At 43.7% G+C, this 16999-nt stretch carries 20 protein-coding genes; 17 read left to right on the top strand and 3 right to left on the bottom strand.

Annotation, left to right across the window (positions count from 1 at the left end):
- The first annotated feature begins 30 nt into the window (after positions 1-30).
- The 13 genes from J0B03_RS11860 (at position 31) to J0B03_RS11800 (ending at position 8790) form a co-directional block, all read left to right on the top strand.
- Positions 31-459 (top strand): DUF1801 domain-containing protein, encoded by a 429-nt coding sequence (locus J0B03_RS11860; RefSeq protein WP_207299804.1) that lies wholly within the window; start codon positions 31-33, stop codon positions 457-459.
- Between the two features lie 256 nt (positions 460-715).
- Positions 716-1726 (top strand): uroporphyrinogen decarboxylase family protein, encoded by a 1011-nt coding sequence (locus tag J0B03_RS11855; RefSeq protein WP_207299803.1) that lies wholly within the window; start codon positions 716-718, stop codon positions 1724-1726.
- Positions 1727-1878: 152 nt separating this feature from the next.
- Complete coding sequence (locus tag J0B03_RS11850) at positions 1879-2361, top strand: DUF2975 domain-containing protein (protein ID WP_207299802.1); 483 nt, start codon at positions 1879-1881, stop codon at positions 2359-2361.
- Positions 2362-2370: 9 nt separating this feature from the next.
- Entirely contained in the window at positions 2371-2598 is a 228-nt protein-coding gene (locus tag J0B03_RS11845; protein ID WP_207299801.1) for a helix-turn-helix domain-containing protein, read from the top strand.
- Positions 2599-2620: 22 nt separating this feature from the next.
- Entirely contained in the window at positions 2621-3883 is a 1263-nt protein-coding gene (locus J0B03_RS11840) for a DUF4153 domain-containing protein (protein ID WP_207299800.1), read from the top strand.
- 70 nt (positions 3884-3953) lie between these two features.
- Positions 3954-5015 carry a hypothetical protein gene (locus tag J0B03_RS11835; RefSeq protein WP_207299799.1) on the top strand — a complete coding sequence of 354 codons (1062 nt, stop codon included), beginning with the start codon at positions 3954-3956 and terminating at the stop codon, positions 5013-5015.
- 138 nt (positions 5016-5153) lie between these two features.
- Positions 5154-5357, top strand: coding sequence for a hypothetical protein (locus J0B03_RS12490; protein WP_246798236.1), 204 nt, complete (start codon positions 5154-5156; stop codon positions 5355-5357).
- Complete coding sequence (locus tag J0B03_RS11825; RefSeq protein WP_207299798.1) at positions 5354-5755, top strand: molybdenum cofactor biosynthesis protein MoaE; 402 nt, start codon at positions 5354-5356, stop codon at positions 5753-5755. Before J0B03_RS12490 ends, J0B03_RS11825 begins: the two co-directional genes overlap by 4 nt.
- Before the next feature lie 45 nt (positions 5756-5800).
- Complete coding sequence (locus J0B03_RS11820; protein WP_207299797.1) at positions 5801-6091, top strand: nitrous oxide-stimulated promoter family protein; 291 nt, start codon at positions 5801-5803, stop codon at positions 6089-6091.
- 14 nt (positions 6092-6105) lie between these two features.
- Complete coding sequence (gene rsgA, locus J0B03_RS11815; RefSeq protein ID WP_207299796.1) at positions 6106-7182, top strand: ribosome small subunit-dependent GTPase A; 1077 nt, start codon at positions 6106-6108, stop codon at positions 7180-7182.
- Between the two features lie 78 nt (positions 7183-7260).
- Positions 7261-7536, top strand: a complete 276-nt coding sequence (locus tag J0B03_RS11810) for an ArsR/SmtB family transcription factor (protein WP_207299795.1) — start codon at positions 7261-7263, stop codon at positions 7534-7536.
- On the top strand, positions 7533-8537 hold the full coding sequence (locus J0B03_RS11805; RefSeq protein WP_207299794.1) for a permease: 1005 nt from the start codon (positions 7533-7535) through the stop codon (positions 8535-8537). The genes J0B03_RS11810 and J0B03_RS11805 overlap by 4 nt, the downstream gene beginning before the upstream one ends.
- Positions 8538-8550: 13 nt before the next feature.
- On the top strand, positions 8551-8790 hold the full coding sequence (locus J0B03_RS11800) for a thioredoxin family protein (protein WP_207299793.1): 240 nt from the start codon (positions 8551-8553) through the stop codon (positions 8788-8790).
- A gap of 62 nt (positions 8791-8852) precedes the next feature.
- On the opposite strand, the gene J0B03_RS11795 is transcribed toward J0B03_RS11800, so the two are convergent.
- The gene (locus J0B03_RS11795) at positions 8853-8996 is read right to left on the bottom strand and encodes a hypothetical protein (protein ID WP_207299792.1); all 144 of its coding nucleotides are present in this window, start codon (positions 8994-8996) and stop codon (positions 8853-8855) included.
- Positions 8997-9013: 17 nt separating this feature from the next.
- The gene (locus J0B03_RS11790) at positions 9014-10162 is read right to left on the bottom strand and encodes a uroporphyrinogen decarboxylase family protein (RefSeq protein ID WP_207299791.1); all 1149 of its coding nucleotides are present in this window, start codon (positions 10160-10162) and stop codon (positions 9014-9016) included.
- Positions 10163-10423: 261 nt separating this feature from the next.
- Between J0B03_RS11790 and J0B03_RS11785 the strand changes: the two genes are divergently transcribed.
- The 4 genes from J0B03_RS11785 (at position 10424) to J0B03_RS11770 (ending at position 14878) form a co-directional block, all read left to right on the top strand.
- Entirely contained in the window at positions 10424-11071 is a 648-nt protein-coding gene (locus J0B03_RS11785; protein ID WP_207299790.1) for a TetR/AcrR family transcriptional regulator, read from the top strand.
- 77 nt (positions 11072-11148) lie between these two features.
- Positions 11149-12327 carry a 5-(carboxyamino)imidazole ribonucleotide synthase gene (locus tag J0B03_RS11780; protein ID WP_207299789.1) on the top strand — a complete coding sequence of 393 codons (1179 nt, stop codon included), beginning with the start codon at positions 11149-11151 and terminating at the stop codon, positions 12325-12327.
- A gap of 5 nt (positions 12328-12332) precedes the next feature.
- Entirely contained in the window at positions 12333-12830 is a 498-nt protein-coding gene (gene purE, locus J0B03_RS11775) for a 5-(carboxyamino)imidazole ribonucleotide mutase (RefSeq protein WP_207299788.1), read from the top strand.
- A gap of 35 nt (positions 12831-12865) precedes the next feature.
- Positions 12866-14878, top strand: a complete 2013-nt coding sequence (locus tag J0B03_RS11770) for a penicillin-binding transpeptidase domain-containing protein (RefSeq protein WP_207299787.1) — start codon at positions 12866-12868, stop codon at positions 14876-14878.
- 36 nt (positions 14879-14914) lie between these two features.
- Here the strand turns inward: J0B03_RS11770 and J0B03_RS11765 are convergent, their stop codons facing one another.
- Complete coding sequence (locus tag J0B03_RS11765) at positions 14915-16783, bottom strand: DUF4914 family protein (protein WP_207299786.1); 1869 nt, start codon at positions 16781-16783, stop codon at positions 14915-14917.
- Between the last annotated feature and the right edge of the window lie 216 nt (positions 16784-16999).

Raw genomic sequence — 16999 nt, 5'->3', positions numbered from 1 at the left:
GATCGAAAGTTCAGATAGGAGATGATGACCATGGCTGAACAAAAAACAAAAGAAACGGATGCCAGCGTGGAAGACTTTATCGATAGCGTAGAAAATCCAAAAAAAAGGGAAGACGCAACACGTTTGGTTAAGATCTTTTCAGAAGCGACGGGATATCCTCCAAAGATGTGGGGCCCCAGCATCATCGGTTTTGGTTCTTATCACTACAAATATGAATCAGGTCATGAAGGAGATGCCCCTTTGGTGGGATTTTCTCCAAGAAAATCCAAGATCAGCCTATACTTTGCCACCGGAGACGATTCCCGGGAAACACTATTGAAAGATCTGGGGAAGCACACGACCGGAAAAGCTTGTGTTTATATCAACAAGCTGGCTGACATCGATGTGAACGTTCTGAAAGAGATGATCCTTCAATCCGTTGACTTTTTAAAAGCCCGATATCCGGAAAACGACAGATAGGGTTTCTAAATATTTCTTGGTTAGAATTTGAAAGAATTCAATATGGACAAATATTAGAAATTGCTTTATAATTATGATATACGGGCCTAGAATTTTCACAGCCTGATGTAAACGATTATTTGATATTTTCATCATGTGTTGCGATGGTCGTCGTTTTAGAGAACCAACTTTCTTTTTTACGACGTGGGTGACTATCAAAATTACAGATGAGAATGTCTGATAAAATAATTAAAAGTCAAAATTTATAGGAGGAAACATGTTAACGAAAAGACAAAACTTATTGGAAACGATCCGCGGAGGTAATCCGGATCGGTTTGTGAATCAGTACGAAGCGTTTATGTGCACCGATGCCATTTATGGCATGATCATGGGCGACCCTATCTCTGCACAAGGGGAACGTCCGATGCCAGGTGGAGAGCCAAAGAAAAACGCTTGGGGCGTAACTTACGCATGGCCAGAAAATGTTCCCGCCGGATTCCCGGTACATGATCAAGAGCACAAGGTTATTAAAGACATCACCAAATGGAAAGAAGTTGTCAAAGCGCCAAAAACCGACTTCCCGCCGGAAGCTTGGGCACCTTTCCTACCAGCCGTTGAAGCAATCGATCGCAATGAAGTATTTGCGACCGCATTTGTTGCTCCTGGAATTTTCGAGCAATGCCACCACTTGATGGGTATGGATGATGCACTGTTGAACTTCTATGAAGAGCCGGAAGCCATGCACGAATTGATCGATTATTTTACAGAATATGAACTGCGGTATGCTGCAGAATTGGTCAAGTATTACAAGCCCGACTGCATCTTCCATCACGATGACTGGGGCAGCTCTACAAACTCCTTCTTGTCTCCAGCCATGTTTGAAGAGTTTATCGTACCTGCATACAAAAAAATCTACGGATTCTACAAAGAAAACGGTGTTGAATTGATCGTTCATCATAGTGACTCTTATGCAGCTAATCTTGTACCTTACATGATCGAAGTCGGCATCGATATTTTCCAGGGTTGCATTCCTACCAACAACGTGCCGGAACTGATCAAAAAATATGGCGGACAAATTTCCTTCATGGGAAATCTGGACAGCGCTGTTGTCGACACGGAAGACTGGACAGATGAGAGTATAGAAGCAGAAGTTCGTCAATCCATTGAAAAGTGCGGCAAACACTACTACATCCCCTGCATCGCACAAGGTGGACCGGGCAGCATCTTCCCGGGAGTGTACGAATCTATATCGAAAGCCATCGACAAAATGAGCGAAGAAAAATTCTAAGACCTCCAACCAATATGTATCCCCCATTGATTTGGGGGATATTTTTTTTCGATCGACGATACTAAAACTGCTTTTTTTCAATATTTATTTATTGTTTTACGATAAACATCGTGTTATAATGACATTGAAACTTTTTGAGAGGTCGTGAAAAAATGTATAAAGGATCTACACTTTTTTTAAAGCTGGCCGTCTTGCTGCTTGGTGGCTTGGTTTGTCTCTTTGGTGTAATAATGATTCCAAAAATCAGCTCTCTTGCCGCTTTTTTGTTTCCTGATCAAATATTTGTTTCCTATTTCGTTTTTTTGATATTGTCCGCTACCATCATACCCTTCGTATACGCCATTTATCAAACATGGCAATTGTTGACTTTTATCGATCATCAGAACGCTTTTTCCGAATTTTCGGTTCGAACCCTTAAAAGAATCAAGCTGTCGGCTTTGTCTTTAGTGACCCTCTACATAATTGGCATGCCCTTCTTCTACATGGTCGCTGATGCAGATGATGCACCCGGATTCCTGTTGATCGCTATCGTCTTTTTATTTGCCGCAGCCGCCATTGGTGTTTTTGCAGCAATTTTACAAGCTTTGCTGCAGGAAGCAATGCGCTACAAGTCGGAATACGACTGGACTGTGTGAGGTGACCTTATGGCAATTATAATAAATATCGATGTTATGCTGGCCAAAAGAAAAATGAGTGTGACCGAGTTGTCGGAAAAAGTGGGGATCACCATGGCAAATATGTCCATTCTTAAAAATGGCAAGGCAAAAGCGATCCGGCTGACCACCCTGGACGCAATATGTAATGCTTTAGACTGCCAACCCGGCGATCTACTGGAATATCAACCAAATCCAGAAAGGGATCCATCGCTTTGATCGATGGAAATGGGGTTTGATCATGAAAAAAGACAACATGGTATTGATCCATGGAGACGATCCAAAAAAATTGGAAGAACTCTATCAAAAAGATCCGGCACTCTTTCGAAAACATTATGAAGAAGCCCTGCCCCTGTGGGAAGACTCAGCAATCAAAACAGTCTGGATGGAGAGGCTGTATTATGAATTCGAGAATGGGATGAAGCCGCACGAAGAAAAGAAAAAGCTCCTCCCCTTCCACTTGTTTAAAATACTTGGATTGGCAATAGGATCTGGAATAGCAGGTCGACTTCTCTTTCCCTTGATCGTCGACCAAAAAATTGCATCAGTCAATATCGTTTTTGGGATCTTCCTGTTCCTTTCTATCTACTTTCTTTCAGAATACAAACCCGCGAAAAGGATCAGCATTTTAGTACTGCTTCTTTTCTTCTTGTCTGGAGTGTATTTGAACCTGTTGCCGTTGGAAAATCGGGACAGCATCATTTTAGCGTATCTCCACTTCCCTGTTTGGTTGTGGATGCTACTTGGAGCAGCCTACACCGGCGACCGATTCATGGATCATGACGCAAGGGTCTCCTATATCAAATTTCAAGTGGAATTTGCTTTGCTCTATGGAGCCATGGCCATTGGCGGGATCCTGGTCACCGGTATGACGCTGCAGCTTTTTTCCATGATCGGCATGGAAATATCCGAGTTTTACTTTGAAAACGTAGTCCTGTTCGGTGCTGTTGGCCTGACGGTCGTTGCAGCTGGCTTGGCAGCCAGGGAACGAGGCTTTTCCGGCAATGCCTCGGCTCATCTTTCAAAGATATTCAGTCCTATAGTATTGTTGACATTGATCGCATTTGTTTTTTTTGTTGTTTCATCTAATAAAAATCCATTCATGGACCGTGATTTTTTATTGATTTACAACGGCGTCCTTCTATTTGTACTTGCAATAACCATGTTCTTTGTTCTTGAGACGAGTCCGACTGGTAAAAATCTTCTCTTTTCCATGATCCATACCGTATTGATTTCTTTGACCTTGCTCCTTGACAGTCTCGGTCTGTCGGCCATCCTATTCCGATTGGCTGCTTTTGGCGTGACGGCGAACCGGTTGGCCGTATTGGGATTGAACCTTATCGTTTGGATCCATCTGGCATCGATCCTTGTCGCCTCTTTTCAGTTTCTGCGCAAAAAAAAGCAAAAGGTCCAACTTGCAGCAGCAGTGGTCCGATTCCTGCCCGTATATGGCTTATGGGCTGCTTTGGTCGTCTTCGCCTTCCCTATATTTTTTACATACTGATGGATTTATTTTTGATATAATACGTGTATAGAAGGCAGGATCCAACCTGCCGACCGGAGGCGTAAAAGAAATGAAAAAAAGTATCCTATTCTCATGTCTGCTCATTTTTTTGGTTGTGTGGTGTTTGACTGGTTGCAATAATGCCGACACCATCTTTTTGGAATCCATTAACATGGACAAGGGATATCTAAACGAAGATGGCATCCATTTGGATGAAGTCGGAAGTTTTGCGATCCCTTTGGAAGGGTCGACCGGAAGGATCCGTTTGCAGCTTTCTGACGACACAGAATCCGGACCACCCAGTGACGACCCAGTTACATTGACCTTGCGTGATGAAAACGACGATCTGCTCGCTACCGTGTCCGGCAACCCATTGGATGGTTTATCCCTTGTTTCCGACTTCCCGGGTCATGGAACCTTGATCTGTGAAAAAGGCATGGGGAGCATCCGCTTGACCATCGCACATGCTTCCAACTCATCGGAGACTCTTTTACATCCTGGTAAAACACAGGTGCAACTGACCTCTCCTGCCGGCACCAGCGAGTATACTTTAACAGTGAATGAAAATAGGGTCGTGAGCATCCAGGGCAAGACTGCCCTGCTTCCGGAGGAGGACTGTTCTTTTTCCATCATCAACGATCAGGATCCGCTGATTTCCGATGTGGTCATACACTCCACGGAATGGAATGAACGAATCGTTTATGTTCCAAAAGGTTCTTATCGCGTTATATTTCACGATCTGGATGCCGGCTCTATCAGCCAGTGCACCGTGGAACTGGTGGAAGGCTTGGATCCGGTCACCAACGATGGCGACAGCATTACAGAAGCTGTGCCCCTGGATCAAACCATCGTTCTTGGATTTACGCAGACTAAGGAAAAGTGGATCCTTGTCGATGCTGCTCAAGGAAAGCATATCATTGCTACTGCTCACGGATTAGACAATTATTACGACCGGGAAACCGTGGTTGATGTGAAGGTCTACGATCAACACAACGATCTGATCTATACCAATGATAAAGACATGCCCCTGGCAGATTTCGATCTGCCAAAAGACGAAGGCAAATATCTTCTACAAGTTATTCTTCCGGGTACTCCCAATGGAGTAGTCAAAGTAACGCAAAATGATTCTTAATGTTCTTGGTGTATCACATGGAAGTCATGAAAGGTGTCTTGACCTTCTGGCTTCCATTTTTTTGACACTTCCTACAGATTTTGATGTAGAATAATAGAAACAGATGCTGCATCAAGCATGATAATTGGAGGGACGACAATGAAACATGTTTACACTGGAAAAACCAAAGACGTGTACAAGAAGGAAGATGGAAATTATTCATTGAGGTTTAAAGATGATGTCACAGGCGACATCTCCACCCATTTTGTCGATGCTGACATTGATGAACGATCCATAACGGCATACAACTATGTAGAGCCGTTGCGTTTGGAGGAGATCATGCTGAGGAGTGTATCATTATGACGGATAAAAAGATGTCGCCTTCCATGGATCTCTGGTTGAAGGAAGCGAAAGAAGATCCGCAAGCATCTAATGTAGGCATGTTTCTGGTGCACAACGGTACGGTCCGTCAAACACCAAAGGCTCAAGTACGACAAGGCATCGATGACGGAACCGTAGTCCAACAACTTACCTTTTCTTATGATGAAGAAAAAGTCCAAAAGGCCATTGAAGAAACCTACGCGCTGGATGGCATATTCTATGTTCGCGTTTGGCTCAACGAAGGATTGCTGGATGTTGGCGACGATATCATGTATGTTTTGATCGGTGGAGACATCCGTCCTCACGTTATAGACGGCCTCCAATATTTGGTTGAGATAATCAAGACCCAGTGTGTTGTTGAGTTGGAGCATAAAGTCTAGATTGTTCAAAGACGGTAGAACATCATTGAAATTTCGGAGGAATTTATGGATCCTGCAAAAGAAAAAAGGATTTTTGAAACAATGACCATCATCTACTGTACCAAGCATCATGCAGGGAGATCTCCCTGCCCCTCTTGTGGTAATCTGATCACTTATGCCTGGCAGCGGATCGACCATTGCCCTCACGGATCTGCCAAACCCTTTTGTTCCAAATGTTCCATCCATTGCTTTCATCCGAACGAGCGGCAAAAGGTCAAAAATGTCATGAGATATTCTGGCCCAAGAATGATTTTCCATTCCCCGCTGGATGCATTTCGTCATTTGTTTTCCCGATGAGTTGGAGTGAAAATATGAAAAATCAAATAATAGAGCTTGGAATCACCGATCGTGAAAGAGCGCTGGCATCCGAATACCCGGACCTTTTTATAGGAAGAGTCGTTGCCCAATACAAGGGACAGTATCAGGTGACTACCAGTGAAACGACGATGGCTTCCGTTTTGTCGGGCAAGTTGCGCCATCAGACAACGAGTAGCGAAAACTTGCCGGCAGTAGGTGATTTTGTTTTGTTGGATCGTAATTTAGGAGATTTTGGCAAGGGGATCATCCACAAGATCTTGCCGAGAAAAAGCGCTTTCATCCGAATGGCTGCAGGGACAAGCCAACAAAAGCAGGTCGTTGCGACCAATATTGATTTTGTCTTTCTATGCATGGCTTTAAACAATGATTTCAACTTGAGACGACTGGAACGCTACCTCTCCGTTGCGTGGGACAGTGGAGCAATGCCTGTTGTTGTTTTGACCAAGGCGGATTTGTGTGAAAACGTGGAAGACAAGCGTATCGAGGTAGAAAGGATCGCTCCTGGAGTTGATGTATTGATCACTTCCACTTTTATGAAAGACGGGATCGTTCCTCTCCTGCCTTATCTCCGATCCGAAAAAACGGTGGCCTTCATCGGATCATCCGGTGTAGGCAAATCCACGTTGATCAACGATCTTCTTGGAAAATCCGAAATGGCAACCAAAGAAACGCGAAAAGACGACAAGGGACGACACACCACTACCCATCGCGAATTGCTATGGACACCTTACGGTGGAGCAGTCATCGACACTCCCGGTATGAGAGAGTTGGGTGTTGATGGAATAAACAGCGAAAAAAGTTTTTCCGACATCCTGAAATTGAGCAAAAAGTGTAGGTTTTCCGATTGTCTTCATGAAACGGAACCAGGCTGTGCAGTACAAGCAGCCATAGAAGATGGATCTTTGGAAGAAGCCCGACTTGCCAGTTTCAAGAAATTAAAAAAAGAAGCATCTTATAATGGTTTGAATTCGAAACAAATTGAAAAAAGAAAGATCGACGACATGTTTCAAGATTTTGGCGGATTAAAGAACGCACGAAATTACATAAAAAACAAAAACAAGCGAAAATAAAACCCGATTTAACATTGACAAACTTCGATATGACATTTATACTTGTCATATCGAAGTTTGTCAATGTGAGGTGTGAAAATGGAACATGTATTTATAGAAAACGCAAAATTGTTCAAGGCACTTGGCGACCCCAAGCGCTTGAAGATCATTGAATTGTTGTCCAAGGGTGAGATGTGTGCCTGCAAGATCCTGGAGGCCTTTGAGATGTCTCAATCCACCCTGTCCCATCACTTGAAGATCCTCTCCGATTGTGGACTGATCAAAGGTCGAAATGAAGGCAAATGGATCCACTACTCTTTGAACAAAGACAACTTGGAAAAAATACAACAATTATTGGAGGGTTTAAACAAATGATCGTTTTTCAATGGATGAACAACCAGCTCTTGAAAATGCAGTGGCTGCATGACTTGGTAACAAAGCTTGTAGAAAACGTTTTTGGCTTGGATGTCCAGGAACGGATCGGTGGAAGCATCCACTTTTTTATTTACGATGTCGTAAAAATATTCATTTTGTTGTCTGTTTTGATTTTTGTCATATCGTACGTGCAAAGTTATTTCCCTCCTGAAAGAACCAGAGCCATTTTAGGTCGTTATAAGGGAATCACCGCCAATATACTTGGGGCCTTGCTTGGAACCATCACTCCATTTTGTTCCTGCTCTTCCATCCCCTTGTTTATCGGATTTACCAGTGCCGGTCTACCTGTAGGAGTGACATTCAGCTTTTTGATCAGTTCCCCCCTGGTGGATTTGGCTTCCGTTTTACTTCTTGCCAGCATTTTCAACTGGCGGATCGCCTTGGCTTACGTAGTTGTTGGGTTGATCCTGGCTGTCATTGGAGGCACCATCATCAGCAAGGCAAAAATGGACGAATACGTAGAACCTTTTGTATATGGATCAAAAGTGACGGATACTCCTCAAGAAGACTTGACGGTCCAAGACCGACTGGCTTTCGGGAAAGAACAAGTACTGGAGATCATTCAACGGGTATGGATCTACATATTGGTTGGCGTAGGCATCGGTGCAGCCATCCACAACTGGATCCCGGAATCCGTCATCACGGCAATTTTAGGTCAAGACAAGTGGTATTCTGTTTTGGTTGCTGCTCTGGTGGGTATCCCCATGTATGCAGATATTTTTGGAACGCTCCCAATTGCGGAAGCCCTGGTTGGCAAAGGCGTTGGGATCGGTACAGCCCTGGCTTTCATGATGGCGGTCACAGCTTTGTCTCTTCCTTCCATCATCATGTTGAAACGAGTGGTAAAAAACAAGCTTTTGTTCACCTTTGTAGGTTTGGTTGCAACAGGGATCATCATTATTGGCTACGTTTTTAATGCCTTCGGGCAACTATTTATATGAAAGGATGTTATCTATGATCATTAAAATTCTAGGAACCGGATGTAAAAAATGCAACCTGCTGGAGGAAAACGTAAAAAAGGCAGTGACCGGAACCAATGCAGATGTCCAGGTTGAAAAAGTAACAGATCTAGGGGAAATAACGGGTTATGGAGTCATGTCCACTCCTGCATTGGTCATCGACGATCGTGTAGTGTCTCAAGGAAAAGTATTGAAACCCAAAGACATTGAAGGGTTTATTCAAAAATTAGGTTAAGTAACGTCACAAAAAATGCTGCTCCGACGTGGAGCAGCATTTTTTCATGTGTTGGAAAACGATCAATACATCAAGCTCATAATGAAGGCAAACAGTTGGTCTTCCACGCTGTTCAACGGTCCTTTTACGATGGACTCTTCCTCTTTTTTGTATCCTTCAGCTGGTTCGTCATCCCAATATTTCAAAAGTTCGCTTTTAAATTCCATCTTTGTCCCTCCCCCTTCTATTTGTATACGCCGTATTCGTGAACAAATTCACTGACGGCAATCAAGTTTTCCGGTTTGGCATCGTCGATGGTCAAAATGGATTTGTCCATGCAGAACAGGTATCCTCCCCCTGGTGCTGCCTTATCGATGATCTCCTTGGCTTTATCGATGCATTGCTGTTTGGTATTGAGTCGCAACATGGTGATCGGGTAATTTCCCATGATACAGACATTTTTTCCGATTTTTTCTTTTACCACACCCATGTCATCTTCTTCAAAATACGCAATGACCCCTTTTGGTAGTTCCTGCAAGAAATCGTAATATCGCTCCCAGTTCTTCTCGAAGAAAATTTGAAGGGTATAACCGTCTGAAATAAAAGTGTCCACCATTTTTTTGAACGTCGGCCAATACAGGTTCTCAAAGTCTTTGGTTCGTATATAGGACGGCATGTGCAACGGAATAAACAAGGAAGGTATGGTTCCCGGCGTGGGGTTCACAATTTTACCCAAACGCACCATCAGCGGCAATGTGGCTTCCACTGCAGCTTTTAATCGACCTTGGTCTCTTCGTATATCCATGGAAATCCCGGTGAATCCACGAAGAAGGTCTGCAACAAAGTCGAAAGGAGCTTCGATGGCACCACGACGAATATTGATGATCCCATGTTTTTTCCCTAATTCCGCCAAACCTCCCAAGTATTGAGATTTGGATTGGTTGTCAGCGATCATGGCTCGAAGAAGATTCAAACCACCTTCCGTGTCTTTCGTTGAAAGTTTTGGGTACAACCTTGGCATGACCGTTTCCACGATGCACTTGAAGGGATCTGCAATGTACTCGTCGTATTCTTCTGCCAGCAAACCCGTTACTTCCGGATGTTGTACAAAGTCATCTGATTCTCTGGGAACAAACGCTTTGGACCCATTAGTTTTATATACCAACGGAAATCGGGGCATGTTGCCTCCTGCATCACAATAGATGTCCTCGTACATTTTGTCTGTTGCTTTCAAAATCAAAGCAGGGTCCCATTGGGCCTCCTTCAGATCGTAGCCTGCATACTGGATGGCATAGGATGGTTCTGCTTTGCTTACGACTGGTACGCGTTCCGGTTGCTCGCACATGATTGCTTTTTTCAGCATCTCGACGCGTTGTTCTGCTGTAGGTTTCATTCTTTTCCTCCTTCACGATTGTTATTAAAAATCACAAACTTCTTTCAATTTCATTATATTGAAAACGATTTGCTTTGTAAAGTCAATTCTGATTTCACTAAGCAACAATCAAATATGTTTAATTTTATGCGCCTTTGCATCGTTTTCCAGTTGATTTTGATTTTAATTAATCAACAATGTCTCTAAAAGTTCATTTCCTCGTTGAAGGGACCAATTCCTTATGGTACTATTGTTTTGGAAGCAAGGAAATGGGGTTAATCGATGACAATCGCCAAACGCAACAAAAAAGAACGAATATACCAGAATGCAAAAGAACTGCTCTATAAAGATGGCTTCAACAAAACTACCATTAAAAAAATTGCGGAGGCCAGCGACGTTCCCATCAGTCTGGTCCACTATTACTTCAATAAAAAGGAAGAGATCATTCGCTCCATTTACATCGATTTCTTAAATAATATTGAATTTTTTCTCTATCGAAACAAACCGGAGATCTACTCCAATTCCATTTTATCCCATGCAGTAACTTCTCGGATCTATTATGATATTATTTTAAAGGATGAAAACAATCGACGTGTGTATTTGGAAGTGCTTCACAACAGTTCCAATTATCGAATTCTCAGCAAATACATGAACAAAATGTATCACAAATATGTGGAAGACAACCATTTGGTGTTGTCCGATGAATTATTCAAAGCATATGTTTTGATGGACTTTGGTGCCAGACGCGAACTCCTACTGCAGTATTTCGATGGGCAAGTTGATCTGAGCATTATGGATCTGGTGTCGACACTGAATGGCATGCTTCCTCGACTGCTGAAGTTAAATCAACACTTCATTGACAGTCTGCTCTTGGATTCCATCTCCATCGCTGAATCCATGGATTACAAACAACTCAGGTTTCTGGTTTAACAGGAAGCATGACCTGGCATGGACAAGGGGTTTCGTGATACAATGCAATGAAAGAAACCTTTGTTTAGGAGGCTGCCATGAACAAAAATATTTTAAAACAACGTCTGGGTATAATCGGTGGCGGACAGCTGGGAAAAATGATGCTCCAGGCATCATCAACATGGAGCATCAGTACCGTTGTTTTGGATCCTGATTCGTCTTGTCCTGCTTCTGCCTTTTGCGATGAACTCATCGTCGCAGGATTTCAAGACGAAAAAGGATTGGAATCCATCGCCAAAAAATCAGATGTTCTTACCTGCGAATTTGAACACATCTCCACAGAAGGATTAAAAAACTTGGAAAGAAAGGGATACATCGTATATCCCCGTGCTGAAAGTTTAAAGATCATTCAAAATAAATACGATCAGAAAAAATTTCTCAAAGAAAAAGGTTTGCCTGTAGGGACATTTCTATCCGTAAACAATTCGGATCAATTGCATCAAATCGGCGAGGAGCTGGGATACCCTTACATGCTGAAAACTGCAACAGAGGCTTATGATGGCAAGGGGAATCAACTGGTTTCCTCTTTTGAACAGGCCCCGGAAGCATACGAATTTTTGTCCAAACGTTCTGACATTGTCTATGCAGAAGCTTTTATTGATTTCGACAGGGAAATTTCCGTTTTATGTTGTCGAGGTAAAGATGGGAAAACGGTGACCTATCCCGTAGCAGAAAATATTCACAAGAACAGCATCCTTTACGAAACTCTCGCTCCTGCAAGAATCACAAATTCCCAGGAATCGGAAGCCAAGGAGGTCGCCGTGAAGATCAGCGGCGTGTTCGATGCTGTTGGTATCTTTTGCGTTGAAATGTTCATCGATAAAAAGGGCAGTATCCTGATCAATGAAGTAGCTCCCCGACCCCATAATTCCGGACATTTTACCATCGAAGCCTGCGAAACTTCCCAATTCGAAAATCATGTACGGGCTGTCCTCGGACTTCCATTGGGCAGTACCCGACAACGATCACCCGTGGTCATGCGCAATTTGCTTGGTACACCCGACCATGCTGGGATCCCCGTCATCGTGGGTGCGGAAAAAGCATTATCCATCGAAGGATTCCACCTTCATTATTATGGCAAGGAACAAACTCGTCCCCACCGGAAAATGGGACATTTTACGGTACTTGCAGATACCTTGGAATCGGCCATTGAAAAAGCCGACTTGGGAGAAGTTTGCCTGCGCATCGTATCGGAATCATCTAAAGGAAAGGAATGATATTGATGAAACCATTGGTAGGAATTATTATGGGCAGCGACTCGGATCTTCCAGTCATGCAGGAAGCTGCAAATCTTTTGGAATCTTTCGGCGTCTTTTACGAAATGACCATCGTATCCGCCCACCGTACACCAGACCGTATGATAGAATATGCAAAAACAGCCAAAGAAAGAGGCTTGAAAGTTATTATAGCCGGAGCAGGTGGAGCTGCTCACCTGCCTGGCATGATCGCAGCAATGACTCCCCTTCCCGTCATTGGTGTTCCTGTGAAAAGCCGGTCAATGGATGGACTGGATTCATTGTACTCCATCGTGCAAATGCCTCCAGGCGTCCCTGTAGCAACCGTAGCCATCAACGGTGCAAAAAATGCCGGCATTTTGGCTGCTCAGATTTTATCCACCTGTGATAATACACTAGGGGAAAACATTGAGCACTACAAACAGGAATTGGAATCCATGGTACTAGGTAAAGTTCAAGACATGAAAAGAAACCAACAACGTTAAGTTTCAACGCCCGTGCGACAACCAAGGAGGTAATCATGATCAAAAGATGGACACTGTATCTAATTATTCTCATTACCATATCAGCCTTTGCAGGATGCTCCAACAACAATGATCCTTTGGAAGTGTTTCAGCATTACTGCAAAGCCTGGGAGGATATGAATTATAAAAACATCTACGAAATTGTTTCAGCAGAAAATCAGCAAGAACTAACTGAAGAAAATTTTGTCAAAGCCTACGAGTTGTTCTACGAAGGAATCCAAGCTGAAGAGATCCGTATCGATCTCTCGGATGATGAGATCGTCGAAGAAGGTGATACCGCAAAAATCCCGTTCACAGTTCAAGTGAAGATCCCGGAAGGGACCCTGACCTTTTCATCAAGCATGGAAGCCACCCGTTCTGCGGAAGGCACCTGGGCTATCCTATGGGACTTCCCACTCATATGGGAGGATCTGGAAGCAGGCGATAATATTACGCGCAGTTGGAGCAAACCGACCCGTGGAGAGATCTACGACCGCAACGGCAGTTCACTGGCACACAATGGATTCGTCATACAAATCGGCATGGTACCGGGTCGACTGGGAAACATGCGCAATGAAATGATCTCTGCTTTAGCCGACAACTTCAACTTGTCCGAACAATACATACAAGACCGGCTGGCCCTACCATGGGTTGGTGAAGACACGTTTGTGGACATGATCAAAGTCCCCATGGAGCGACTCGGAGACGTTAGAGCCCTCTATAATAGAAACCCTGGGGTGACCTATCGAGAAATCAAAGAACGGGTGTATCCTTATGGCGCTTCAGCAGCCCATCTAACCGGCTACATGTCTTATCCAACAGAAAGTGAATTGGAAAGCTTAATACCCATAGGTTTCACGTCCGACGATAAAATCGGGCGAACTGGATTGGAAAGCTACCTCAACGAGCGTCTTCAAGGGATCCCGGGACTGACCATCGCAATACGAAGCAACGATGGCAAGGAAAAGAAGATCCTCTTTGAAAAAGAAACCGTTCATGGCGAGAATGTGACGTTGAACATTGATGCACCTTTGCAACAAAAGCTTTACGCGCAAATGGCCGGAGAAAGTGGAATGGCCACAGTGATGGATCACCAAAGCGGTGAGATATTGGCTCTTGTCAGCGCACCAGCTTATGATCCCAACTCCTTTATACTCGGTTTGTCTTCTTCCCAGTACAATCAGTTGGAAAATGATGAAAACAAGCCATTGTTGAACCGTTTCGCCAATACTTATTCACCAGGTTCCAGTTTTAAGCCATTAACGGCCGCCATCGGTTTGGATTCGGGAACGGTGGACCTGAACGATTCCATCAACATTCAGGGCGCTCAATGGCAACCCGATGATTCTTGGGGCAATCACTTCGTGACTCGTGTCAATGAAATAAACGGATCTATCGATATGGAAACAGCCATGATCTATTCCGACAACATTTATTTTGCGAATCTGGCTCTTCAAATCGGTGATGGAACCTTTCAAAATATGGCAGAAAATTTTGGAATTGGAAAGTCCATGGCTTTGTTGTATCCCATAAAGACTTCTCAACTGGCAAATGAATCCACGATAAATAATGAAGTGTTGTTGGCAGATACAGGATACGGTCAAGGCGAAGTTTTAGTCAATATTTTGACTTTACCGAAGGCTTACTCTTCTTTCGTCAACAATGGCAACGTGATAGAACCAGTATTGATCCGTGATGAAGGCCTTGCGCCGACGAAAGTTTCTGCCATTTCCTCTGAAACAGCCGACGCAGTTTACAAGATGTTGGAAAAAACCATCTCCTTGCCCCATGCAACAGGTTATGGTGCCTACATTTCCGGCAAAACATTAGCCGGCAAAACCGGTACTGCAGAGATCCCTGCTCCCCACGATGCTTCCATCAAGGAAGAATTGGGATGGTTTGTCGTGCTGGACCTGGATGAAAACACGCCATACGCTACTGCAATGATGCTGGAAAACGTCAAAGGAAAAGGTGGAAGCGGTTATACCGTTTCCAAGGTAAAAGCTTTTATTCAATCTTACACAAAATGAAGCTCCGAATTCGGAGCTTCATTTGTTTTATACTCATTAAAATTTCATTGGCATTACATCCAGATACTCTCTCAACATAGCATTCTGATTCAGCAAGTCTATGATGGTCCGACCCAATGGATCCAACTCTTCCGTGTTAAATTTCTCCAGCTCTTTTTTGAAGAAGTCATAAAGAATTTCAGCTCCTTCGTCATATCCCCTATAGCCCAACTCCGACTGGGTCTCCGGTTGCAGGAATGCTTTTCTTATATATTGCCCGTCCACCTTCAAAGATTCCAGTCCATAGCCCAACAACTTGCAACGAGCCTCTTTTAACTGATCCGGTCTGAATTTTGCGCCTCCGCGCCTTGCAATATACTCTCTAGCGATCCATTGAGGCATAAAACCGACTTTATACGCACCAATGTGTTGATTTGGTATCAAAACATACCGGGTGCTGGGCGAAGCTTTTATTTGTTCCAGCAAGAGATTGGCCTGTTCCACCATCTTTCCTGTGGCAAATGGCCAATAACTGCCCACTCCTTCACTTGTCATGCCTTTGCTGGCAGTAATGCTGGGATTGTTGTGCCCCCTAGGTGCCACCAGTCTCCACAACCATGCCAATGCAGGTGGAAGGACATGCATCATTCCCATGATCCCATAGGTAGGATTTTCTGCAGTAGACGGAGGAGTGCGCACACCAAAGCTGCGAACGTCCACTTCCACCTCCCCATCCACGATGTGTGGAACCATCCGTCTCGGCAAGATCACCCTGGGATTTGGACAAGGTTTTCCATCTGAATCCATAATGTGTTCCCATGGCAGGCAAGTAGCACCAGGTACTGCATCCATATTTAGGAAGATCAGCGGTTCTGATGGTTGAATGAATATTTTCTCATGTTCCGGCGAAGTTCCATATTCTTTTATATGATCCAATCGCAAAAACCAACCGGCTTCCGCATCTTTCACTACCAAGCGATTGCCCCTTTGCATGTCTGGATGACACAAAGCCATGTCATCCGTTACTGGCCGCAATTCACATGTTTCTGATAATTTCAAGTAAAATTTCTCTTTGGTTTCTAAATTTTCTCCTAATAACACACGACCATCGACTTCTCTGTGTACCTGTTCGATCATCTCACTTTTTCCCGCACCGGATGCTCCTTCATGCATGATGATGATTTCATTGTCATATGGCGTGACTACTTTTACTGTAGAGGCATGTACAGTGATCCACCCCTCTTTTTCACCAATATTGATCAAAACACCGTAGATCCCTTTCTTGGCACTTGGTCCCGGATACAGATTGTAGGAAAAAACTTCGTGCATATTTTCCTTTCGGTTATGGATCACAACCTGCTTTCCTTCAAAATGAGTATGCCTAAAAGGTGGAGCCAGATAGACAACCGTTTTTGGTTCAAAGCCTTCCCAAACCTCATCCGGTTTCAAAAACCCCTGCAGATCTGCCAAGGCTGCCGCGAAAAAAGCTGCATTCACTGGAGCTACCAGTAATGCTTCATATCCGTATTCCTTGCCTCCAGCCATAAATGGAAGTACCAACAGATCTCTTTCTTTCAGCCAGGAAAAAGTTTCCTGTCGTATTGGCTCAAAATCTTCATTGTATACGTCATCATATCTAGGTTTGTCCGTATCATTCTCATCGGCTACAAGCAAGGCATCCGGATCTCTTCTGCGCATGTAGTCTTCTGGATAATTTACAGCAGCGCCATTTTTGCATCGGGCGATTTCCACTTCTTTTACCATCCCCCGACCAGGGATCTCATAGGATATGTCGAACCGGTCTTGCTGGCCTCCAAAAGCCATTTCCATCAGTTCTTTTCGATCACCTACCAATTGAAAGCTCTTGGCCTGTTCCAACAAAACTTTTAAATCTCCTTGCAACTTGAATTTATGCATTCTTTTCATGATCATACCTCCCGGCTTCAACTCCAAATATTTCCTGTTATTCGATAATTTATGCCCATCCCACAAGTGTTTAAACGAGATCATCCCGTTTTTTTTCATTCTTTATAGCTTTGACTCACTAATCCCTGCTTTGTGGTATACTAGTTTTATCATCCGCATTATTTGAGCTTGCTTTTTCTTGCCAGCTCCGTTATCATTATGAATTGAATGTAGTTA

It is taken from the genome of Alkalibacter rhizosphaerae, assembly GCF_017352215.1.
Lineage (GTDB): Bacteria > Bacillota > Clostridia > Eubacteriales > Alkalibacteraceae > Alkalibacter > Alkalibacter rhizosphaerae.
The sequence above is the reverse complement of the archived record's forward strand: the minus strand, read 5'-3'. Positions and strand labels throughout refer to the sequence as shown.